Origin of the sequence: Lonepinella sp. MS14435, from assembly GCF_042485795.1 — a bacterium.
In the GTDB taxonomy this organism is placed as follows: domain Bacteria; phylum Pseudomonadota; class Gammaproteobacteria; order Enterobacterales; family Pasteurellaceae; genus Lonepinella.
The window spans coordinates 913,484-936,282 of sequence record NZ_CP169368.1 but is presented as its reverse complement, the minus strand read 5'-3'; the positions used below and the strand labels follow the sequence as shown (position 1 = coordinate 936,282).

The following is a 22,799-nucleotide window of genomic DNA, read 5'->3' as shown; positions in this document are numbered from 1 at the left end:
TTTAGAGCTTTCAATAATGATAAGCAAGCAATAACACCCAAAGTGCGGTAGAAAATTTGATTATTTTTTTGACCCTATTCAAAATCTAAAAAATTAATTAAAACAATCTACTAACTATTCTTCTGAACTCTCAGAAAAGCGTTCAATTTTAGCTCCGAGATCACGTAATTTTTCTTCAATATGTTCGTAACCACGATCAATATGATAAATACGATCTACTATAGTTTCACCCGATGCAATACACCCAGCTAACACTAAACTAATAGACGCTCGTAAATCTGTTGCCATTACCTGAGCGCCAGAAAGATGTGCCACACCTTGAATTAATGCCGTATTTCCCTCAATTTCACCTTTTGCTCCCATACGAATTAATTCAGGAATATGCATGAAACGATTTTCAAAAATGGTTTCAGTAATTTTACTGGTTCCCTCTGCCACGGCATTAAGTAAAGTAAATTGTGCTTGCATATCCGTTGGAAAACCTGGGTGTGGCATGGTGCGAATATTGACAGCTTTTGGACGTTGACCAAAACTATCTAAAGTAATGGAATCCTCAGTTACATCAACTTGCATACCTGCTTCACGTAATTTCTCAATTACCGCATCAAGGGTACCTGCTTTGGTGCCGACACATTTAATACGACCACCAGAAACTGCCGCTGCAATTAGGAATGTACCTGTTTCAATACGATCTGGCACGATGCTGTGTTCACAGCCAGTCAAACGTTCCACACCCTCAACAGTAATGGTATCAGAACCTAATCCCGAGATTTTAGCTCCCATTTTGTTCAAGAAAACGCCTGTATCAACTACTTCAGGTTCACGTGCTGCATTTTCAATAGTGGTCACACCTTTGGCTAAGGTTGCAGCCATCATCACAGACAAAGTTGCCCCAACACTAACTTTATCCATATAAATTTTTGCACCTAACAAACGATTATTTACCGTTGCTTTCACATACCCTTCATCAAGCTCAATATTAGCCCCCATTTTTTCTAAACCAGCAATGTGCATATCCACTGGTCTTGCTCCAATAGTACAGCCACCGGGTAAAGAAACTTGCCCTTCGTGGAATCTAGTCAACAATGGTGCTAATGCCCAAATTGAGGCACGCATGGTTTTTACCAATTCATAAGGTGCTACATAATTATTAATCTTGCTTGCATCAATTAATACTGCTTTATTGGCATCACGTTCAACTATTACGCCTAATTTACGCAAAATTTTAAAGGTCGTATCTACATCTCTTAATTCTGGCACGTTAATTAATTTCACAGGTTGTTCTGCCAAAATAGCTGCAAACAAAATCGGCAGTGCCGCATTTTTCGCCCCTGAAATTTGTACCGTACCACTCAAACGAGATGGACCATAAACACGAAATTTTTGCATAATCTTTCCTTAATTAATAACGTTTAATAGGCGATCACGTTTCCATTTTTCCACCGTATAGGTTCTAATGGTTAACGCATGAATTTCACCTGTCGTAAAATATTCCATTAGCGGAGCATAAATGGTTTGTTGTTGTTTTACTCGAGATAATTGAGCAATTTCATCATCTATTACAATCACACCAAAATGTGCATTTTCGCCTTGAGCGTACACTTCTGAAAGATTTAATGCTTTTTTCAAAATATCTTCAATTTTTTTCGGTTCCATAATTTCCACAAAATTTTAGTTAAATTTAAACAATAAAAGGGGTTAACCAATCCGTTAAGCCAAAAAGATCTGCAAGGGTTAATAATTGTGATGGCACATTTTCTAGCACAATGCGATGATTTGGTTGTTGGATATGACGACAATGTGCAATAAAATCACATAATAAGGCAAATCCAGCACTATCAATTCGCGTAATTTGTGCCAGATCCCATAGAATATCTTTGTCGGCAATTTGCTTTTCTGATAAAAAAGTTAAACGTTGTTGCCATAACGGTAACAACGTATCACGAGATAACTCCCCAACTAATTGGAGAGTTATTTTATCATTATTTTGCACTGCCGACCATGTTAGTTTTTCAGCTTGCATATTGAATATTATTTTTTAATGGTGACAGGCACAGCTGCCGCTTTGAGTACTTGAGCAGTCAACGCATCAATACCGTCTTTACGTAAAATGTTGCTCCATTCTTGCTTTTTGGTTTCTACCATACTCACACCTTCTGCCGCCATATCGTAAACTTGCCATTGACCAGATTTACTATTTTTACGCCATTGGAAAGTTAAGTTCACAGGTTGACTTTGAATCAATTTTACCTTTACGCTTGCTTGGCTATCACCATTTAATTGTGCAGGTTGCACCTGAGCTTCTTGTCCAGTATATAACGTTAAGGCTTGAGCATAAGCCTGTTCAATAAATTGATCGAATGCAGAAAAGAATTTTTCACGTTGCTCTGGTGTAGTCGATTTAAAATACTGACCTAACACTAAAGAACCCGCATAATTCACATGCACATAAGGCATTAAATCTTGGCGAACAATAGATTTTAATACATTCGGATTAGCTTTGATTTCTGCATTTTTTGCTTGTAAATCAACAAATAATTTATCTGCCGCTTTTTTCGTCAGTTCATAAGGTCCTTCTGCAGCCATCACTGCTTGAACCGCAAAAAGTGCGGTGAAAATAACCACAATTTTTGATAACCATTGTTTAAATTGCATTTTCATAAAAACTCCTAATGGATTTGCTTTCCTAAACTAAATTATTGAACCGCAGGTGTGTCAACCGTTGATTCTTCTTTTTTATCCTTATCGCCATATAAAAACTGACCAATAAGATCTTCTAATACCATCGCTGATTTAGTATCAGCAACCTTACTTCCTTCTTTTAACATAGGTGTTTCGCCATCATCAAATCCCACACTTAAAGAAATATATTGTTCTCCTAATAAGCCTGAGGTTTTAATTGAGAGCGAACTATTATCAGGAATCTGATTATATTCTTCATTTACTGCAATCGTCACTTGCGGTAAATAAGTTTGTTCATCAAGTGAAATGTCCGTTACTCGTCCAATCACCACGCCACCAACTTTTAATGGAGCCCGAACTTTAAGACCGCCAATGTTATCAAAAGTTGCGGTAATATTGTAGGCTTTTTGTTCACCAAAGCCTTGCACATTTGCTACTTTTAGCCCCATAAACACTAAGGCTGCAATACCGAGTAATAAAAATAAACCTACCCAGAATTCATATTTAATTGTTTGTCGCATAATTACTACCTAATAAAAAACAAATATAACCTTAACCGCCGAACATCATTGCAGTTAAAACAAAATCTAAACCCAATACCAATAAGGAAGCATTCACCACGGTTCTGGTGGTTGATTGGCTAATACCCTCTGATGTTGGTACACAATCATAGCCATTAAATAAGGCTATCCAAACCACTGCAAAAGCAAAGACTACGCTTTTGATAAACCCATAGACCAAGTCTTGTGTAGTCACTGCATTTTGCATCACTGACCAAAAGCTACCGTCATCAATACCTTTCCAGTCCACACCGACTAAAGCACCACCAATCACCCCAACTGCGGTGAATAATACCGCCAAAATCGGCATTGAAATCACACCGCCCCAAAAACGTGGTACAATGACACGACGTAAGGGATCTACTGCCATCATTTCAAGACTGGAAAGCTGTTCAGTGGCTTTCATCAAACCTATTTCAGCAGTTAATGCGGAGCCAGCACGACCAGCAAATAATAATGCGGTTACCACAGGACCAAGTTCACGCAGTAAAGATAATGCCACTAACTGACCTACGTTCGCTTCCGCTGCAAAATCTACTAACACCACATAACCTTGCAACCCAAGCACCATACCGATAAAAAAGCCTGACAGCAAAATAATTAATAAAGATTGCACGCCTAAAACATGTAACTGTTTGATTAATAATGGGGTATGTTTACGAAATTGCGGTTTGCCAACTAATGCCCCCCACAACATAAAGCCCGAACGCCCTAACGCTCGTAATGAGCTAATCACGCTTGCACCCAATGCAGAGATTAATTTCACTATCATTTAAATAAATCCTCCACACTGTCATTGTCGGGGAAGTGGAAATGTACGGGTCCATCTTCTTGCCCTTGAATAAATTGCACCACTTGTGGATCTGTACTCTTTAATAAAATATCAGGTGTCCCCTCAGCAATTACTCGTTTATCTGCAATAATATAGGCATAATCCGCAATACTTAACACTTCTTGAACATCATGTGAAACCACAATAGAGGTCAGATTTAATGCTTCATTTAGGCGTTTAATTAAACTAATAATCACGCCCATACTAATTGGATCTTGTCCCGTAAAGGGTTCATCATACATAATTAGTTCAGGATCCAAAGCAATCGTACGGGCTAATGCTGCACGGCGTGCCATACCACCCGATAATTCAGATGGCATTAAATCCGCTGCACCACGCAACCCCACAGATTCCAGTTTCATCAGTACAATTTTACGAATTAATTCTTCTGGTAAACGAGTATGCTCTCGAATCGGATACGCCACGTTATCAAAGGTTGACATATCGGTAAACAATGCCCCCGATTGAAACAGCATGCCCATCCGTTGACGAGCCTTATAAAGTTGACTATTTGACATTTTGCAAATATCTTCACCGTCAAATAAAATCTCTCCTTGTTCTGGGTTAAGCTGCCCACCAATTAATTTTAATAAGGTAGTTTTACCTATTCCCGATGGTCCCATAATGGCGGTAATTTTACCTTTGGCAACCCGCAAATTGAGATTGTGGTAAATGGTTCGCTCACCTCGTTTAAACGTGAGATTCTTCACTTCAATTAGTGCTTTCTCACTCATTGTATTTTCCATTTAGTTTGTTTCATGCTGTTATATTACTAAAATCAGTTCGTATTTCGACTGTTAATTTTTATATTAGTTCAACTCTATTGGCTTTTTACATTTGCCGTCATCGCTTTTACTTGGCTAACAATCGTACCATCAGCCACGATAGTCTGTATTATTTGCCCTTGTGCCACTTGTCGTACCGAAGTGATTGCCTTACCCTGCTCATTCTCTGCAATAGCATAACCACGAGCTAGCACTTTTAACGGACTCAGGCTATCCATTTTGGCACATAGATGAGCCAAATAGTGCTGTTTGTTGGCGACTTTATTTTTTAACGCAAAATCTAACCGCACTTTCAACTGTTGAATATGCTGTTGTTGTTTTTGCAAACGATACGGCAACGGATTATTATCTAATCGTTGACAAAGTGCGGTGTAATTATAACGATTTTTTTCCATGATGCGTTGTATTGCATGTTCTAATCGTTGCATTAACTGTCCCGTTTTTTGTTGTTGCCAAGCAAGTTGTGCTTGTGGATGCTGACTTTGTAATCGCATTAACAGGCGTTGTAACTGTTGCTGTTTCTGCTCAAAAATACGATCCAATGCCATATCTAAGCGTTGTCGCTTATAATTTAATTGTTGCAATAATTGCTGTTGATCACGACTCACCAATTCTGCTGCTGCGGAAGGTGTTGAAGCTCGGATATCAGCCACAAAATCGGCTATAGTCACATCTGTTTCATGCCCCACCGCACTAATCACAGGCAAAGTACAATGAAAAATCGCTCTTGCTACTGCTTCTTCATTAAAACACCAAAGATCTTCTAATGAACCGCCACCACGACCAACAATTAATACATCGACTTCTTGCCGTTGATTAGCTAATTCAATCATTTGCACAATTTCTGCGGTCGCTTCTCTACCCTGCACTTGAGTTGGATAAATAACAATCTTCAAACTAGGATCACGTCGTTTTAAAATCTGCAAAATATCCTGTAATGCCGCCCCAGTCGCAGAAGTTACCACGCCAACTGTTTTACAAAAGTGCGGTAAATTTTTCTTGAGATTTTGAGCAAATAAACCTTCGGCGGCTAACTTCATTTTAAGTTGCTCAAATTGCTGTTGCAATAAACCATCTCCAGCAGGGTGCATACTTTCTAAAATAAGTTGGTAATCCCCTCGTGGTTCATATAGACTCACCCCAGCACGCACCAACACTTGCATACCATTTTGGGGACGAAAATTCACCCGTTGCGTTTTCATTCGCCACATAGCACAACGCACCTGAGCATTTTCATCTTTTAGGGTCAGATACCAATGCCCTGAAACAGGTTGAGTAAAATTAGAAATTTCACCTGTCAACCAAACTGCCCCGAATTGCCCCTCTAAGGTATTTCGTACTGCACTATTTAATTGGCTGACGGAGTAAACATCTTGTTGCATTTTTTGTCTTTTTTATCCGTATAAAAAATCCGATGAACGCCATCGGATTTTCATTTTATCAATCGTTATTCCGCTTTTGCTCTAGTCGGTTCACTAAACACATGACTCACCGCACTATGATGTCCAGCCATTCCCTTACCATGGAAATAATAACGACTGTCTTTCCATTGTACGATCTCATAGGCTGGATTTAATTCCGTACTAGATTTAGCTAAAGTCATCGCTGCTTTAATATGTTGCACGGCAGAAACAGTCCCAAGTTGTCCATTAAAGCTATAGTTACGATCTACTTTCTCTACAATTTGAACGGGCTGTGTCTGTTGTACCACAGCTTGCTCAATTTGCTGTTCCGCTTGTTGTTCCAAAATACGTTGTTCTTCGTTTAAACGTTGCAAAGATTGCTGAACTTTCTTCTCCACAGATTCATTTGCAGGTTGCGTAACAAACCCCAACGGTTGAGCTATTACAGTTTCTTCATTTACCACTAACGGCGTTGCTGGTACAACATCACCTTTAACTTCTGGTTGATCTTGCTGTTGCAACAATTCATCAACAGATAAGAAACTACTTTCTTTGGCTTTTTGCACCGCACTATAGTCGATGCAAACTTTACCACTGGCTAACTCTGGTGATGCCACGGCGGCAAATAATGGCACTGGCGATAGATTATTATCTTGACGGCGGCGACGTTGATTATTCACACGTAAGTGACGTGGTAAACGGCGATTATTGTTACGTTCACGACGTTCATTTTGTATTGCCATATCATCTGTTGCGATATCAACTCTATCAGAAACTGCCTCAGATTGCACCGCACTTTCAGGTACATTTTGCATATCTGATGGTTCCATTAACGGAGCAATAGCCATATCATCTGTGGCTTCAGCTATTTCATTGCCAACACGTACGCGTTTACTCATATCACGGCGTTCTCGACGTTGACGTACAGGTTTTTTTTCTTCCGTTACCTCTGGCGTTACCACCTCAGCTTGTTTTTCAAGCGTATTAGTTTCTTCTACTTGTGCCTTACGGTTATTGCGACGCACATTACGTTCAGGACGTGGTGTAGCCGTTTTTTCCGTTTGGTTTTCTTCGCTGGATTTTGCTGGCGTAGTACGTTCGTTGCGATCATTACGAGTTTTACGATTATTACGACGATCATTACGATTTTGACGATTACGATTATTAACTGGCTTTTCTTCTGGTTTAGGTTCACTCACAAATAAACCTTTCAATCCAGTCAAAAGACGAGTAAAGAATGATGGTTTCTCTTCTACTTTGGTTTCTACAACAGGTGCAGCCTCAGAAATAGTCATCGATAAAGCAGCCATTTCTACGATATTTTCTGTGGTAGAATTATCCGTATTATTTGCCGTTGATGTAGTTTCAGCAGGCAGATAAACATCTTCTTTTTCTTCATATAATTTAGCGAGATTGTAGCTTAATACATTCGCATCTTCGCCATCACGAGAACGTACCACTTTAAAGTGCGGTGTTTCCATGGCTTGATTTGGTGCCACGACCACATCCACATTATGACGTTTCTCAATACTTTGAATAGCTTGACGTTTTTCATTTAATAAGTACGAAGCAATTTCTACTGGCACAATACATTGTACTTGTTTAGAATTTTCTTTTAACGCTTCTTCTTCAATTAAACGCAAAATAGAAAGCGATAGACTTTCATTATCACGTACTTTGCCAGTGCCTTGACAACGAGGGCAAATATGATGTGATGATTCCCCTAATGATGGGCTTAAACGCTGACGTGACATTTCCAACAAGCCAAAACGCGAAATGCGGCTAATTTGGATTCTGGCACGATCTTGACGTACCGCATCACGCATACGATTTTCTACTTCACGTTGGTGACGAATCGGGGTCATATCAATGAAGTCAATCACGATTAAACCACCTAAGTCACGTAAACGTAATTGACGAGCAATTTCATCTGCTGCTTCAAGATTGGTGTTTAATGCAGTTTCTTCAATATCCCCACCACGTGTTGAACGAGCAGAGTTGATGTCGATAGCGGTTAATGCTTCTGTCACATCAATCACAATCGAACCACCAGATGGTAAACGCACTTCACGTTGGAATGCTGATTCAATTTGCGATTCAATTTGATAATGGCTAAATAACGGGACTTCGCCTTGATATAATTTAATTCGGTTTAAAAAATCAGGACGTACTAATTTAATATGTGCTTTCGCTTTTTCGTAAATTTTCGGGCTATCTACTAAAATTTCACCAATATCACGGCGTAAATAATCACGGATCGCACGCACGATCACATCACTTTCTTGATGAATCAAAAATGGTGCAGGACGACTTTGTGAAACTTGTTTAATCGCTTCCCAATGGTGCAATAAGACTTTTAAGTCCCATTGTAATTCTTCAGATGATTTACCTACCCCTGCGGTACGCACGATTAAACCTACGCCATCAGGCACTTCTAAAGAACTTAACGCATCTTTTAATTCAAGACGTTCATCACCCTCAATACGGCGAGAAATACCTCCTGCTCTTGGGTTATTAGGCATAATAACAAGGTAACTTCCAGCTAATGAAACAAATGTCGTTAACGCAGCACCTTTATTACCACGTTCTTCTTTGTTCACTTGCACGATCACTTCTTGCCCTTCTTTAATCACATCCTTGATATTCGGGCGACCGTTATAGCTATAACCTGCAGGAAAATATTCACGGGCAATTTCTTTCAACGGTAAAAAACCGTGACGATCCACACCATAATCCACAAATGCGGCTTCAAGACTCGGTTCTACTCGAGTAATTTTCCCTTTGTAAATATTCGCTTTTTTTTGTTCGTGACCTGGACTTTCAATATCCAAATCAAATAGGCGTTGTCCATCGACTAACGCAACACGCAACTCCTCTTTTTGAGTTGCATTAATTAGCATTCTTTTCATTGTAAAAATTTTCTCATTTTTATTTTTTAAAATAATTCAATTAAAAAAGACCGCACTTTTGCATAAAATTAAGCAAATTAACTACAATCGACCTCGTGTTTTTCGTCCCTGTCGTTCATCTCGACCGTCAAAGACTGGGTGCATTGATTGAGCTATCGATAAGTTGTACCTAAATATGTATCTTTACTCGGTACGCGATAAAGCGGTAATTTAATCACACATTTCGTTAAAAATTAATGTCTTATGTCTAAACTGCATTAATCTAAAATTTAACAAAACTTAGTTAATTTTGCCTAGGCAAAATCTGTATTATTATGGACGCAATACAGCTTTTTAGCAAGGTATTTCAGTAATTTTAATTATTTGTTAATTATGCTAGAATTCTCCTAATTTTTCTTAAAAAACAATTTTATGACAAACCAAACCAACAACATTATTAACGCTTCGGTCAAGATGCTGGAAATTTCAGAAGATGAATCGGGGCAGCGGATTGACAATTATTTATTGAATAAACTCAAAGGGGTACCCAAAAGCCTAATTTATCGCATTGTTCGCAAAGGCGAAGTGCGAGTCAATAAAGGGCGAATTAAACCTGAATATAAATTACAAGCTGGAGATGTGGTTCGAGTACCCCCAGTTCGTATATCCGAGAAAGAACAATCCCCCATTTCCACCAAGTTGAATAAAGTGGCTCAATTAGAAAGCCAAATTATTTTTGAAGATGATTGTCTGTTAGTCATCAATAAACCCTCTGGCATCGCAGTACACGGCGGTAGTGGTTTAAGTTTTGGGGTTATTGAAGGGTTACGAGCTTTACGTCCTGATGCACGTTTTTTAGAATTAGTCCATCGTATTGACCGTGATACATCAGGCATTTTGTTAGTCGCAAAAAAACGCTCCACCTTACGTGGTTTACACGAACAATTACGTAACAAAATTGTACAAAAAGAATACTTGGCACTAGTGCGTGGACAATGGCAATCGCATGTTAAAACGATCCAAGCCCCTTTATTAAAGAATGAACTCGCTAGTGGTGAACGCATTGTTAAAGTCAGTGAACAAGGTAAACCAAGTGAAACGCATTTTAGTATTGAAGAACGATATAACAATGCGACCCTAGTCAAGGCATCACCGATTACAGGAAGAACCCATCAAATTCGGGTACACACCTTGTATGCTGGACACCCGATTGCCCTTGATGATAAATACGGTGATCAAAAATTTGATCAAGAAATGACCGCACTTGGTTTAGATCGTTTATTTTTACATGCGTTTAGTATTCGTTTTGAACATCCTAAAACAGGTGAAACCTTACGCTTAAACGCACCACTAGACGAAAAAATGAAAAAAGTTTTACAAAAATTGCGAGAACAACAATGAAAATGAATAAAATACTTGGCTGTTTATTCATACTAGCAGCCCCCCTAGCAACAGCGACATCAACAACCGAGGTTAAAAATCCAATAGTTTCTAACTCAGATATTGTTGGAGAATGGAATTGCAAAATTTTATACGATGATTTAGGCATTGAATCTTTGGATACGTTAGATTTTCAAGCTAATGGTTCAACGGTGGGGTTCGGTCTGCTTTCAGTACAAAAAACGTTTACGTATGAAAGTAATCACACTGGACACTGGACATTACAAGGTAATACCTTATCAGAAACTGGTACAAATTATACTTTTGGACGTATTCATTCCAAAGAAACGGAAAAAAGATTATCTACTGAACCACAATTAAAAGAACGTGAACAACAATTCTTCCAACAATTAACCAAAGATATGAATAATGGTGACAGCACAGATTTTGAAATCTTAGATTTTAAAGATAAGCGTATGTTAATCAACCATGTCTGGAAGAACCAGCAACGCCACCCTGGATTATGTGTAAAAAAATAACAAAAAAAATCCCAACTAATGTTGGGACTTTCGCTAAATGCAATTTATACAATTATAAAGCTTTATTAACAAATGCCGCTAATTGTGTTTTTGGCACAACACCAACTTGAGTGGCAACTACTTTACCTTCTTTGAATAATAATAATGTCGGAATACCACGTACACCAAATTGAGCTGGTGTACCTTGGTTATCATCAATATTCATTTTTACGATTTTAACTTTATCGCCATATTCTTTGGCTAATTCTTCTAGGATAGGACTAACCATACGACAAGGACCACACCAAGGAGCCCAAAAATCTAATAATACAGGTACGTCTGAATTTAAAACATCTGCCTCAAATGAAGCATCGGTAACATGTAATACATCTGCCATTTTTTATTTCCTCTTTTAATTATATTAATTTTCCTTTGTCATATTAAAGGAGATAGATGATATCAAGGTAACTTACCTTGAAATTAAAAATATCATAACACAATTATGAAATTATAATCCTTTATTTAATCAATCATTTCAATTTGTAAAATCTTACTTACTACAATTTGTTAATGCTTGAGATAAATCTTGTTTAATATCTTCAACATCTTCCAAACCTACAGAAAAACGTAATAAACGATTACATACACCACGGGCAATACGCTCTGCTTCTGGAATATCCATGTGGGTTTGAGTAGCTGGATAAGTAATAAAACTTTCCGTACCGCCTAAACTTTCTGCGAAAGTAATTAATTTCAGAGCTTTTAAGAATGGATTTACCCAGTTCTCATCTTGTAAACGGAAAGACAACATACCCCCCTTGTTAGAATACAAGACATCAGTAATTTGTGGTTGTTGACGTAAAAATTCTGCGATTTCTTGGGCATTTTGCTGATGACGTTGCATACGTAATGAGAGAGTTTTCAAACCACGAATAGTCAACCAAGAATCAAACGGTGAAAGTACTGCACCCGCACCATTTTGGATATAAAATAGACGCTCACCCAGCTCTTGCCCTTTCGCCACGATTAAACCAGCTAATACATCATTATGCCCAGCAATATATTTAGTACCACTATAAATCGTCACATCTGCCCCATCTTCCATTGGACGATATAGCATTGGGGTTAAGAACGTATTATCTACAATTAACAATAGATTATGTTTTTTGGCTAGCTTAGAAATAGCTAATACATCGCATTCTTCCATTAAAGGATTAGATGGCGTTTCCACAAAAATCGCTTTAGTATTTGGCGTAATAGCGGATTCGATCGCATTCACTTCAGCGGTATTTACATATACGGGTTTAACACCATGAGTATTTTTATAGCAAAAATCAAGTAAACGATAAGTCCCACCATACACATCACTGGAAACAATCCATTCATCAGGTGCTTTGAATAACATCATTAATACTTGAATCGCTGCCATACCAGATGCAAAAGCAAATGCACGATCACCACCGTCTAATTTTGCCATGGTTTCTTCTAAAACTGCACGTGTTGGATTTTTAGTTCGAGTATAATCAAAACCTGTACTTTCACCAATACCATGATGCCCATAAGCGGTTGAAAGAAAAATCGGTGTGGAAACCGCACCAGTACGAGGGTCAGTGCGATTACCTGCTTGGGCTAAAATTGTATCTAAAGCATATTCTTTTGTCATTCGATCACCTAAAACTTGTGTTAAATCTAATATTAAAAATATGCCTGACATTCTGACATAAAGTGCGGTGTGATTAAAGTATATTTTTCTATTTTATTCCATCAATAAATTGATGTTTTTTTAATATAAAGACGGTTTATTTTTAACAGTCTTGTATTTTTTTTCGGCAAACAATCCTTTTTTCAAGATTATTTAAAAATTCCTATTGACAACAAAACAGATTTCCGTAAAATGCACCCTCGTTGACAGCAATAAGCTGAAAGCAAAGCGGGAATAGCTCAGTTGGTAGAGCACGACCTTGCCAAGGTCGGGGTCGCGAGTTCGAGCCTCGTTTCCCGCTCCAATTAAACCTAAGTAGTTAGGAAATGCGTTTAGCCCGAGTGGCGGAATCGGTAGACGCAAGGGATTTAAAATCCCTCGCCTTTCGGGGCGTGCCAGTTCAAGTCTGGCCTCGGGCACCATTTGCAACTACAGGATAAATTATAAAATGGCACCGCAAGGTGTTTTTTTATATCTGAAAATCATTTCAATCAAGGCGTGTTAGCAAAGCGGTTATGCACTGGATTGCAAATCCATGTAGCTCGGTTCGACTCCGGGACACGCCTCCAGTATTTAAAATTTATTAAATCAAAAATTGTTTTTTCGGGGTGCATTGTACTGTCAAAGTGCGGTCAAATGCAGCTTGTTTTAAAACACCTCAAATTTTAACCATACTCCCACCCTAGGCTGAGGGCGGTTTGGGTGGCAAGGTAATCTGCCACTTGGGTGTTGAGGATTTCTCCTGTGCCACCAGCGACCGCACCTGCCACTATATTGCCACCGCCTGCTTCGGCACTGGCCGCCCCCAATGGAGATTGCCTTTTATAGATACCATTCTTAATAGTTCTAGGGTTGGGATATTTTTTATTAATTAATTCATCGCAAATTGTTTGATTTTTTTTCTCAACTCTTTTTCCTCAGGGGTTTCTTTATCATAGTATGCCTTTTCCTTTCTATCATACTCTTCAGCCCTTTTCTTTGATGAATAATGTCCATTCCAAAAATCCTCCATCATTTTGGGCGTACAAGATGTTATTCCAAATACAGCAATCACTAAAGGTATTATTTTAATAAACATTTTCATAGTATTTTTCCCCTCCATATTCAAAGGTTCCATTACCTAACGAGCCGTTTATTAGGTGGAAATTGTCGTCTTGATCCCTAATAAGGATCTTTGGTGCAGAATTATTAATTAACACTCCTAATTAAATGGAACATTTACTGCACAGAATACAAAGGTGAACCTTTTTTCTTCATACATTCTCTATATAAATATCCACGATTAAAGCTATTTTCTCCTTCAAAAATAGTTTCATTTGGATATTTTTTTCTTGCAATTTCTCTACAAATCACTATATTTTTTTTCTCAACTCTTTTTGCTCAGAATTTTCCTTATCATAATATGCTTTCTCTTCTTGTTCGTACTCTTTTACTAATGCTCTTTCAGAATACACTCCATTCCATAAATCTCTTTCCATTTTGGGGGTACAAGAAGATATTACCCCACTTATAATCATAAAAATAATACCTTGATTAATAAACATTTTCATAGTATTTTTTACCACCATATTCAAAGATTCCATTACCTGAAGTGCTATTTATTAGGTGAAAATTGCCGTCTTGATCCCTAACTAGAATTTTCGGTGCTGAATCATTAATTGAAGTTCCATTTTGATCTTTTCTTGGTTCTCCCCATAGCTTAGTATATTTTCCATATTCTAGATTTTTAATACCATTTCCATTTTTATCCAATAGATCATTTCCATATTGATTCTGTAAAAACTCATTTGGCACTTGACCATAATACCCACTATGCGAATAACACAACCCCTTACAAGCCCCACCTGTTGCTGAATTTTCTCCAATAGGTACACCCACAAAATCGAGTTCGTGCGTTGCTTGTCCAAAGGTTGTAAATACGCCATTCTTGTTTGTGTAGTTATTATTTTCCAACACCCCATAATAACGTTCCGCATTGGCTGCTCCGCCAACAAAGCGTACTTTTTCTAGCGGTATAGCGATCGGCTTGCCAATTTCATCTTTAAAGTGATCATTGGTATATTGAAGTGACACACTTTCCGTTAATGTACCTCGGCTGTGATTGCTTTTTTCTAGTTTAACGTTGTTTATGGCACCATGTTCATTCAGTACAACATTGGTTTTTTCTGCATTAGTCAATGGTAATTTTGCCCCAATAATTTCATTGAGTTTATCATAACCAGCGTAGAATACCCCCTCCGACAATAATGGCACAACGCCATAGCTTGGATTATTTAACACAACATAAAGGTTGCCACCATTGGCTGCTTTTGGATTTTGCTTCACAGCATTTCTGAACGCTTCATATTTGGTGTTGTAAATACCAGGGTTGGACACCACCACATTCTTACCATTGTCATTTTTAATCTCATTCATATCATAAATTTCTCGTGCTTTTCCTTCCCACTCAACTTTTCGAGTGTCGTCATCCATCCCTCGACAATAATGTTGTGCTGCAGCCCCCGAACAATCCAGTTTATACACCGTTCCTGCGGTCGTATGTGTTGCCGCATTTTGTGCATAATCGGCGTGCTGAGCCACAACTTGACCAATTGCAGCATCAACACTTAGCGTTAATCCCCAGAATGCCCCTAATGCCGTATCAAGATAACTGGTTGTTTGGGATATTTTATGGGCTTTTTCTTCCAACTCTCTTGATTTATCATTATCTTCACCCCCGTTTTTCTTCCGTTCTTGGCGAGCTTCAGCAAATAATTCATCGGCTTGAGAAAGGAGTTTCTCTTTCATATATTGACGATTACTATCAAATTCCTGCGTCACTTTTTGTTGTAAATTCAGTTCATCTTGTACTTTTTTAGCATCAAAATTTTGTTCAAGTTTACCTGAATGTTGTTCGGCATTATTTGTTGTCACATCAGTTTTAATACCTAAAATCATTTCATCAACGGATTTACCTGTTAATTTTTCTTGCTCTTGTGAGTTTTTAATTTGTATATTGGCAGTGCCAATGCCTGATTTAGTCACACTGTTTTGACTATCGCTATCCAATCCAAATCCAATTGCTTTTGTTACGCCGTTTTTGTCTTTTCCTGTCCATCCGCCATTTCGGGTTACACTGCCACTAAGTCCAAAACTCGATCCCTTATAATCCGCATGATTTTCAATATCTGAATAGCTCAACGTTCCCGTTGTAAAAGAATTTCTGCTATTTTCCTCCGCACTTTCAGTGGAAGTGATTAAGGCACCAGTTAAGTTCGTATGGTTGGCTACATTCACCTTAAATCCATCATCCCCAGCAAAAATCCCAGCCTGCTGATTCACACTGGCATAATCCGAATTAATCTTTGATTTACTATAACTAGCACTCGCTGATACGCCATAACCTACCGTCACTTGTCCACTGATACTTTCTTGTTTACCTTTATACGTCGCCGTATCTTGTAAACTTTCAATATTTAGGTTTTCTGCATTCACGGTAATTTGTTTACCCACAATTTGTGAGCTTTTAATATTGGTGTCTTTTTGGCTGTCGATTGTCGTTCTGCTATGTTGATTTCCAATGTAACTATTTACCCAAGCCTTGCTATCTCCATTACCATAGCCTTTGGCAAGATTCCCCCCTGCCGTGATACCAAAAGAAAATCCACTTTGTCCGTAACTCACTGCAATGCCTGCATTCCAACCGCTAGATTTGTTTTGGCTACGTTCAAGATGATTTTCATCGGCAGCGAGAATATTGATATTACCATTGCTTTTGAGGTGTGTACCTTGATTACCACTGATATCTGAGCCTACTATGGTTAAATCATCGTTTTTCTCTGTGCCTGTGGTAACAATATTGACTTCACCTCCTGCATTCACTTGGCTTTTTTCCACTTTATTGCCTTGCGTATATTGGGTTTCGGTGTTTTTTTGTTTACCGTACGTAATTGAAACACTCACATCTTGTGTAAGGGCTTGTTTAGGGTCTGCTTGTAAAGCATTTGATAAGCCTTTTAATTGCTCTGCACTGCGTGCCACATCAAAACCCACATTGGCAACAGCTAACGCATTAATACGGTTATTCTTGCTTTCACCTAGGTTTTTGCTGGCATTAATGGTTGACATCACGCCCTGCAACGCCGTCAAGGCTGGGGCATTAAACGCAATAGTGAAACCACCTTTCTCCATGGTGTATTTATAGTGGCTATCGTAATGACTACGTGCTGCGGTGATATTAGCATTTTTTGCCACAATCAACACATCACCATCTTTGGACGTAACCACTGAACCTGATTGATGATAACTTTCATCCGCAAGCAACGTGGTATTACCCTTTAAACTCCCTACTTGACTTTGACGAGCAGAAAACTGTGTTTGGTCATTTGCTGTCGTTTCTTTACGCGAGCCAATCGTAAATCCTATTCCGCCACTACTCAATAACCCACTTTTTTTCACCTGCTTAAAGTTTTCGCTGTAAATCTGGTTGACCGCTTCGGTGATATTGATATTCTTCGCCAATACACTCAGTGCATTTTCAGCCACCACATCACTACCCACAACATTTACATTGCCTTGTTGCACAACAACACTCACATTACCGCCATCTATTTGGCTTCCCCTAGCAAGAGTTTGTTCGCTGACATCTCTGGTTTTGGTGCTGCTTTTACTGAATAAACCTCGGCTAGTATCTTTAAAAGCAGAATCCACCAAGTGATATTCTTCTCCCGTTGAGATGTTGATATGCTGACCTGCTTTAAGTTGTACATCGCCTTTTGCTGTCACCGTGGCTGCTTTTGCTTCAATATTACGTCCTGCTTGCAACAGCGTATTTTTCTGGCTTTGACTTGTTATTGTGCTGCCAATATTTTGCCGATTAGCAGTTTTGAGATAATTTTCTGCATCATGGATATTTTCATAACGGTCTGATTGTTGGGCAGTATTTAATAAAATATCTCGTCCTGCTTGAATTGCGGTTAAGGCATTTTGGGCGTTATTGGCAATATCACCTGCCGTTAAGTTTATATCCCGTCCTGCATTTATCCACATTTGTCTGCCGTCTTTACCCGTTAAATAAAATCCTCCTTGTGTACCAAGGCGAACAGTTTCACTGTTAGCAGTTTGGGCGGTATGCGTGGTGGTGTTCAGTACAATATCACGACCAGCGTTCACGTTCAATATTTGACTGGCTTCAATAGTGCCACCTGTGTTAATCAAATATTGCTCTGCGGATACTAGGGTATTGCCCCCTGTCATTTTACCAAAACGGTTGGTGATATTATCGGCAGAAATAGCCAGTAAATTTTTACCTGCAATCGTGCCACTATTGTTTATGTGAGAGGATTCCAGCGTTGTGCTATCGCCAGACAGCAATGCTCCATAACCATTTATATCGCCTTTTTGCACTACGGCATAAACTTGAGGATATAATACCGTGGTGGTGCTTCCATCCGCTAAGGTGATGGTTTTATTTACTAGCCACACCATATCACTGGTTAAACGGGAAATCTGCTCGCTAGTTAAAGCCACCCCTGGGGTGAGTTGGAATTGGGTAGCGGCGGTAATCCCGTTAGTCATTAAGGCTTTATACTGTTCTTCTTGACTGGAATAATCCGATAAATAGACACGTCCTGTTAATTCAGCAATTTGTTCTTGCACTAAGCGTTGTTCGTAGAAACCATCTCCGATACGTTTGTGCATCACGTCTGAATTTAAGTTCAAGGCTTTCATCATATAGTTGGAACTGAGCCAGTTACGATATTGAGTAAAGGCTGGGTCAGTTTCTACCAGATAACCTGCGGTAGATTGTGGATTAATAATAAATAGACTGCTATGTGGCAAACTAATGGACTGCTCTTGTGTTCTGATCACCGCATTATCTTTAACCACTGAGCCGTTATTTTGATGGTTGACCCCATTTTGCACCGCACTTTTAACCTGTACATCAACCGATGGAGGCACATTGATAGCTGAAATGGCTGTGTTACTGAAACTCGGTAAACTGTATTCTTTATACGCTGCTACTTCTAACGGAATACCCTCTTTAATTTCTTGGGCCGGCGTATAATCTTGACGGCGGTGTCCTGTGCTATCTCGTCCTTTTTCGTGATGACGCCAGTAACTGTGTAAACCATAAGCACTATTTTTACGTCTTGGTGCATCATCGCTGTAACCTCTTAGTTCGGCAGACAGGTTTCGGCAGACTTCATTGCGTGAGCCTGCAGCACAACCTGCTTTCGTGATAATTTCAACCCCCGTTTCTGCTTGATTGTTTAGGATATTGGCTGGTATATCTAATTTTCCTCCTGCTATCATGCGGCTGTTTATATTTTCAACTCTATCTCCTCTGACAGTAATATCTTTGCCACTATAAATACGTCCTGGTTCATACTCTGCGGGCAATACTTCCGTACGCTGAACACTTTTTAGATAACGGTATTTACACCAAGAGTCATAATACGCCCCTGTTGGCACGCGTAAATGATCTGATTCATTATTAAATACATAAAGCCCATCCGTTCCTTCTTGATAGATAGTCGGATCGCCACTGCCTTGATATTCCGTTACATCCTGTTGAGAAACCAGTTTAAATGCCGTATGGAAATAATTATGTGTATTACTGACCAGCCCACTATTAATATAAATATGATCTCGTGCTTCAATTAATCCATTCTGATTATAGATGGCAGTCGCTTTGCCTGTGGCATAACCTTGGGAATCTAACGTACCACCAATATGAAGTTCGCCTAAACTGATGAGCGAACTATCATTGCTATTGGTAAGCGTGCCGACACCTAAATCAAGACGATGACGTGCCGCAATCGTTGCCGATTTACCATTTTGTTCAATATTATTAAGTTTACCTGCCTGAATCGACAGTTGATCGCCATAAATTCGACCCGTGCCGATATTATCCAGTGTGTGCGTGTTTAAGCGAGTTTGAGTACCGTCAATTAATCCGTAATTGGTTAATGAATTCGCATCAAGCAGTGTGGTATTGGAACCTAGAGTTGCATTTTCATTATTAATTAAGCGACCTGTTTGAATGTGTAATCCTTTACCCACTAATAATGTAGCGTCATTGGTGAGATTATCTGTTTTGAGTTTCAAATTACCCTCGACTTCAATCCCACCATGAAAGGTTAAATCTTGTTTTAACGCAATATCAGCATCATTTTTTGTTTGTATTTTACCCATATCTGAAATGCGGTTAGCATCAATCATTAATTTACCGATAGACGCAATTACACCCTCACGATTTTGGATCGCTAATGCCGAACCAACTGTATTTAATGTACCACCTGATAAGATTTCACCTTTTTGGTTATTCACAAGATTCTTGACGCTCGCCGATAAGGCTTGAGATACATAAATACCACCCTGTTGATTATTTAATGTATCAGAGGATAATGCGACTGTTTGCCCCAAAAGACCTTGTACAGGAATAGCTTCTGTGCTTTTAGTATTTTGATTATCAATCTTTAATGCTTCAATCTTCAGTTGTTTTCCTGCTTGAATTAACGAACCCGATTTATTAGCTTCAGCACTGTTATTCACCATTGCCAACTGGTTAAGGGTAACATTGCCTAAGGCTTGAACAGTTCCTTGACGATTATCTAACTCTTTGGCGTTTAAATTTAAATCAGTGTTGCTATACAGCAATCCATTTTCACTATTATTAAGAGTAGTGGCATCTACCAATAGATCATGTTGTGCTTGGATTTGACCTTGAGTGTTATTTAATTCAGGGGTATAGAGTGTCAATGTGTTAATTGAACTCATTAACCCTAAATGGTTATTGACGCTTTTATCACTTTTCCAAGAAAATTCAGCTAAATTTAAAGTGCCTGAATCATTCGAAAGTTTGCCCTCACCTTGTAGTGTTGTTTGGCTACCCGATAAGATAGTACCTGCCTCATTATTAAGTTTCTCGGTGACTTCAAGCGTACTTGCAATATTAGTTGTTTGGCTGACTGTATCAACGCCATTAGGCATTGAGTGACTTGGCTGGTCTGAGGTTGAAGTATTTACCCCAACATTTGTCGATACATTTTGTACATGCGTAGCATTTTCTGCAGGATTATTTGTTGTGTTCTGGTTTTGTAATGAATAACCAATCACACCACTATCATTGATTAATTCACCATTTACACTCAAAGTAAACGGATTCACGCCTTGCTGAATTAACTTACCGTGAGTATTATCAAAGATAGGTGTTGTGATTTGATAAGTGTTTGCACTCATCAACCCTGCTTGGTTATCAATTTGTTTACCATTAAACAATAAGCGTCCATTGGTTACGATTTGTCCGTGAGCATTGGTTAAACCGAGCTTAAAGTTTAGATTGAGATCCTGTCCATCTCGATTAATCCAAGTGCCTTGCGTATTATCTACCTGATTAGCATTTATCCCAATATGGTTAGCATTAAGCTGTGCATTGGAGGTATTCAAGACTGTTGGTGTATTAAAGACGGCTGACTGTGCAGTATAAATATTACTATTAGAAGCAATAATGCCACCATGACTTGCGGTTGCCAATAAATGATTAGAATGAAGTCGGCTATGAGCAAGATTGATATTTGCTGCTTTAATCTCCGTGCGGTTAGAAGATAAAACTTGTCCATTAATCACCGCACTTTCTTCCGCATGGAGATGGGTATTCCCACCTGTATCACTTTTATCCAGTGTATTTTCGGTAAATTTCAACCCAGCTACAACGGTCGCATTATTGGTTATGGCAATATTCTTTGCTTGATACTCAATATGGTTCTCTGCCAAGGTACCACCATTTTGTTGGATAGCCTGTTTGGCGGTGATTTTAACATGACCTTTTTGCTGTGCTGCCCCCTTAGCTATCATTTCACCTTGCTGTACAACATTTTTCCCATTTAGTTTTACATCACCTTGTTGCGTATAAATTGTCCCTTTGTTGGCAATATCATTTTGAGAAGATACAGTGATATCTTGTTGAGCTCCTAAATATCCGTTATTGGTGATTTTACCCTGACTATCAATCTGAACATTACCTGCTGACGCACCAATTTTCCCTGCATTATTGACACCGACACCTTGTTCCGTTGCGACTAAATAAATTTGGTTCGCATACATGCCCCCCAATTCTGTCACATCTACCGCATAGGCAATCTTTTGATTATCTGAATTTTCTGTTGAAGACGTGTCTGTTCCCTTGTTATTACCAACATAAACCACTTTACTGTTGCTGCGATCAACTTTATTTTTACCCGCCGTCACTTTCAGCTCTTTTGCCCAGATCCCAGCATCAATTTTGGCATGCCCTGCTATAATATCAGTATAATCGGCACGTGAAGTATCCATGCCTTTGCCTGCCACTTCTACCTTACCACCTCTTACATTGAAACCTTTTACATTGCCATTTTCTAATTCAACCTGTCCCGTAGTTAATGTGGTTCTACCTGCATTGATCACCCCACAACCATCGCAATGCAAACCACTCGGATTGGCAATAATGACATCAGCTTTTTTCCCTGCCACTTCGACATAACCTTTTAATTGGCTCGGATCTTTCGCATTGACTTCATTTAAAATAATTTTAGCTTCACCTTGAATTAAGTTAGGATTTGCCTGCACCCAACCTGCTAACTGCGAACTTGTTGATTTCCGAGCATTGTTTAATATGGCACCTTTTTCACTCACATCAAACTGAGAATAAACATTACGTGATACCCCTCCTGCACTTGGGGTTTGAATATTCACTTGTGGAGTATTATTTTCCGTGCGTAAAACTGTTGGTTGTTGGCTAGAGGGAGCGGATCGATCTGCATGAATTTCCGCTGGTTGAGCCATGGTTTGTGGCACATAAATCAAACCAAGTCCAATAAAACAAGTGAATGCTACGATATTTAGGCTAAAATCAGGTGTTCTTTGCCACCAGATTGATAATAATTTATTGGCAAATCCTGCAACTGCTTTACCTGCTGTTTTTGCTAACTCAGATACAACAACCAAACAATTCAATGTTTTGCTGAAAATAATACGATAACAATGTTTATTCATATTCTTTCTTCTCCATTTTAATCCAATAAAATAGC

Annotated in this window: 17 protein-coding genes and 3 tRNA genes; 5 read left to right on the top strand and 15 right to left on the bottom strand. The window is 38.8% G+C overall.

Going from position 1 to position 22,799, the window contains the following annotated elements:
• Window positions 1–114: 114 nt before the first annotated feature.
• From murA to rne, 9 genes are all read right to left on the bottom strand, one after another.
• The gene (gene murA / locus O1Q80_RS04455; RefSeq protein WP_386695933.1) at window positions 115–1,389 is read right to left on the bottom strand and encodes a UDP-N-acetylglucosamine 1-carboxyvinyltransferase; all 1,275 of its coding nucleotides are present in this window, start codon (window positions 1,387–1,389) and stop codon (window positions 115–117) included.
• Between the two features lie 9 nt (window positions 1,390–1,398).
• Window positions 1,399–1,656: a BolA family protein gene (locus O1Q80_RS04450; RefSeq protein WP_386695931.1), complete on the bottom strand. Its 258-nt coding sequence runs from the start codon at window positions 1,654–1,656 to the stop codon at window positions 1,399–1,401.
• Window positions 1,657–1,681: 25 nt separating this feature from the next.
• Window positions 1,682–2,023: a lipid asymmetry maintenance protein MlaB gene (locus tag O1Q80_RS04445; protein ID WP_386695929.1), complete on the bottom strand. Its 342-nt coding sequence runs from the start codon at window positions 2,021–2,023 to the stop codon at window positions 1,682–1,684.
• A gap of 8 nt (window positions 2,024–2,031) precedes the next feature.
• Window positions 2,032–2,661, bottom strand: a complete 630-nt coding sequence (mlaC, locus tag O1Q80_RS04440) for a phospholipid-binding protein MlaC (protein WP_386695927.1) — start codon at window positions 2,659–2,661, stop codon at window positions 2,032–2,034.
• A gap of 35 nt (window positions 2,662–2,696) precedes the next feature.
• Window positions 2,697–3,203 carry an outer membrane lipid asymmetry maintenance protein MlaD gene (gene mlaD / locus O1Q80_RS04435; protein WP_386695925.1) on the bottom strand — a complete coding sequence of 169 codons (507 nt, stop codon included), beginning with the start codon at window positions 3,201–3,203 and terminating at the stop codon, window positions 2,697–2,699.
• Window positions 3,204–3,234: 31 nt separating this feature from the next.
• Window positions 3,235–4,014 (bottom strand): lipid asymmetry maintenance ABC transporter permease subunit MlaE, encoded by a 780-nt coding sequence (gene mlaE / locus O1Q80_RS04430; protein ID WP_386695924.1) that lies wholly within the window; start codon window positions 4,012–4,014, stop codon window positions 3,235–3,237.
• The gene (locus O1Q80_RS04425; RefSeq protein ID WP_386695922.1) at window positions 4,011–4,808 is read right to left on the bottom strand and encodes an ATP-binding cassette domain-containing protein; all 798 of its coding nucleotides are present in this window, start codon (window positions 4,806–4,808) and stop codon (window positions 4,011–4,013) included. Before O1Q80_RS04425 ends, mlaE begins: the two co-directional genes overlap by 4 nt.
• 86 nt (window positions 4,809–4,894) lie before the next feature.
• The gene (gene xseA, locus O1Q80_RS04420; protein ID WP_386695920.1) at window positions 4,895–6,241 is read right to left on the bottom strand and encodes an exodeoxyribonuclease VII large subunit; all 1,347 of its coding nucleotides are present in this window, start codon (window positions 6,239–6,241) and stop codon (window positions 4,895–4,897) included.
• A gap of 65 nt (window positions 6,242–6,306) precedes the next feature.
• On the bottom strand, window positions 6,307–9,171 hold the full coding sequence (gene rne, locus O1Q80_RS04415) for a ribonuclease E (RefSeq protein WP_386695918.1): 2,865 nt from the start codon (window positions 9,169–9,171) through the stop codon (window positions 6,307–6,309).
• A 411-nt stretch (window positions 9,172–9,582) separates the two neighbouring features.
• Between rne and rluC the strand changes: the two genes are divergently transcribed.
• Window positions 9,583–10,551, top strand: coding sequence for a 23S rRNA pseudouridine(955/2504/2580) synthase RluC (gene rluC, locus O1Q80_RS04410; RefSeq protein WP_386695917.1), 969 nt, complete (start codon window positions 9,583–9,585; stop codon window positions 10,549–10,551).
• Window positions 10,548–11,069, top strand: coding sequence for a hypothetical protein (locus O1Q80_RS04405; protein ID WP_386695915.1), 522 nt, complete (start codon window positions 10,548–10,550; stop codon window positions 11,067–11,069). Before rluC ends, O1Q80_RS04405 begins: the two co-directional genes overlap by 4 nt.
• Window positions 11,070–11,121: 52 nt before the next feature.
• On the opposite strand, the gene trxA is transcribed toward O1Q80_RS04405, so the two are convergent.
• Window positions 11,122–11,445, bottom strand: coding sequence for a thioredoxin TrxA (gene trxA / locus O1Q80_RS04400; protein ID WP_386689721.1), 324 nt, complete (start codon window positions 11,443–11,445; stop codon window positions 11,122–11,124).
• 153 nt (window positions 11,446–11,598) lie between these two features.
• Window positions 11,599–12,711, bottom strand: coding sequence for a methionine biosynthesis PLP-dependent protein (locus O1Q80_RS04395; RefSeq protein WP_386695913.1), 1,113 nt, complete (start codon window positions 12,709–12,711; stop codon window positions 11,599–11,601).
• Between the two features lie 267 nt (window positions 12,712–12,978).
• Here O1Q80_RS04395 and O1Q80_RS04390 point away from each other — a divergent pair.
• The 3 genes from O1Q80_RS04390 to O1Q80_RS04380 all read left to right on the top strand — a co-directional run bounded on the left by O1Q80_RS04390 (window position 12,979) and on the right by O1Q80_RS04380 (window position 13,319).
• A tRNA-Gly gene (locus tag O1Q80_RS04390) sits at window positions 12,979–13,054 on the top strand.
• Window positions 13,055–13,085: 31 nt separating this feature from the next.
• A tRNA-Leu gene (locus tag O1Q80_RS04385) sits at window positions 13,086–13,172 on the top strand.
• Window positions 13,173–13,245: 73 nt separating this feature from the next.
• A tRNA-Cys gene (locus tag O1Q80_RS04380) sits at window positions 13,246–13,319 on the top strand.
• 96 nt (window positions 13,320–13,415) lie between these two features.
• On the opposite strand, the gene O1Q80_RS04375 is transcribed toward O1Q80_RS04380, so the two are convergent.
• From O1Q80_RS04375 to O1Q80_RS04360, 4 genes are all read right to left on the bottom strand, one after another.
• The gene (locus O1Q80_RS04375) at window positions 13,416–13,559 is read right to left on the bottom strand and encodes a hypothetical protein (RefSeq protein WP_386695911.1); all 144 of its coding nucleotides are present in this window, start codon (window positions 13,557–13,559) and stop codon (window positions 13,416–13,418) included.
• 62 nt (window positions 13,560–13,621) lie between these two features.
• A complete protein-coding gene (locus O1Q80_RS04370; protein ID WP_386689706.1) occupies window positions 13,622–13,834 on the bottom strand; it encodes a hypothetical protein in 213 nt (70 codons plus the stop codon).
• 268 nt (window positions 13,835–14,102) lie between these two features.
• A complete protein-coding gene (locus O1Q80_RS04365) occupies window positions 14,103–14,300 on the bottom strand; it encodes a hypothetical protein (protein ID WP_386695909.1) in 198 nt (65 codons plus the stop codon).
• Window positions 14,284–22,764 carry a hemagglutinin repeat-containing protein gene (locus tag O1Q80_RS04360; RefSeq protein ID WP_386695907.1) on the bottom strand — a complete coding sequence of 2,827 codons (8,481 nt, stop codon included), beginning with the start codon at window positions 22,762–22,764 and terminating at the stop codon, window positions 14,284–14,286. The genes O1Q80_RS04365 and O1Q80_RS04360 overlap by 17 nt, the downstream gene beginning before the upstream one ends.
• Window positions 22,765–22,799: the final 35 nt, after the last annotated feature.

Bases quoted from the DNA above. Each gene is read 5' to 3' on its own strand.
- mlaD (WP_386695925.1), bottom strand. From the start codon at position 3,203: ATGCGACAAACAATTAAATATGAATTCTGGGTAGGTTTATTTTTATTA.
- O1Q80_RS04425 (WP_386695922.1), bottom strand. From the start codon at position 4,808: ATGAGTGAGAAAGCACTAATTGAAGTGAAGAATCTCACGTTTAAACGA.
- O1Q80_RS04360 (WP_386695907.1), bottom strand. From the start codon at position 22,764: ATGAATAAACATTGTTATCGTATTATTTTCAGCAAAACATTGAATTGT.
- xseA (WP_386695920.1), bottom strand. From the start codon at position 6,241: ATGCAACAAGATGTTTACTCCGTCAGCCAATTAAATAGTGCAGTACGA.
- O1Q80_RS04405 (WP_386695915.1), top strand. From the start codon at position 10,548: ATGAAAATGAATAAAATACTTGGCTGTTTATTCATACTAGCAGCCCCC.
- O1Q80_RS04450 (WP_386695931.1), bottom strand. From the start codon at position 1,656: ATGGAACCGAAAAAAATTGAAGATATTTTGAAAAAAGCATTAAATCTT.
- trxA (WP_386689721.1), bottom strand. From the start codon at position 11,445: ATGGCAGATGTATTACATGTTACCGATGCTTCATTTGAGGCAGATGTT.
- murA (WP_386695933.1), bottom strand. From the start codon at position 1,389: ATGCAAAAATTTCGTGTTTATGGTCCATCTCGTTTGAGTGGTACGGTA.
- rluC (WP_386695917.1), top strand. From the start codon at position 9,583: ATGACAAACCAAACCAACAACATTATTAACGCTTCGGTCAAGATGCTG.
- O1Q80_RS04445 (WP_386695929.1), bottom strand. From the start codon at position 2,023: ATGCAAGCTGAAAAACTAACATGGTCGGCAGTGCAAAATAATGATAAA.
- O1Q80_RS04365 (WP_386695909.1), bottom strand. From the start codon at position 14,300: ATGAAAATGTTTATTAATCAAGGTATTATTTTTATGATTATAAGTGGG.
- mlaE (WP_386695924.1), bottom strand. From the start codon at position 4,014: ATGATAGTGAAATTAATCTCTGCATTGGGTGCAAGCGTGATTAGCTCA.
- O1Q80_RS04370 (WP_386689706.1), bottom strand. From the start codon at position 13,834: ATGAAAATGTTTATTAAAATAATACCTTTAGTGATTGCTGTATTTGGA.
- O1Q80_RS04395 (WP_386695913.1), bottom strand. From the start codon at position 12,711: ATGACAAAAGAATATGCTTTAGATACAATTTTAGCCCAAGCAGGTAAT.
- rne (WP_386695918.1), bottom strand. From the start codon at position 9,171: ATGAAAAGAATGCTAATTAATGCAACTCAAAAAGAGGAGTTGCGTGTT.
- mlaC (WP_386695927.1), bottom strand. From the start codon at position 2,661: ATGAAAATGCAATTTAAACAATGGTTATCAAAAATTGTGGTTATTTTC.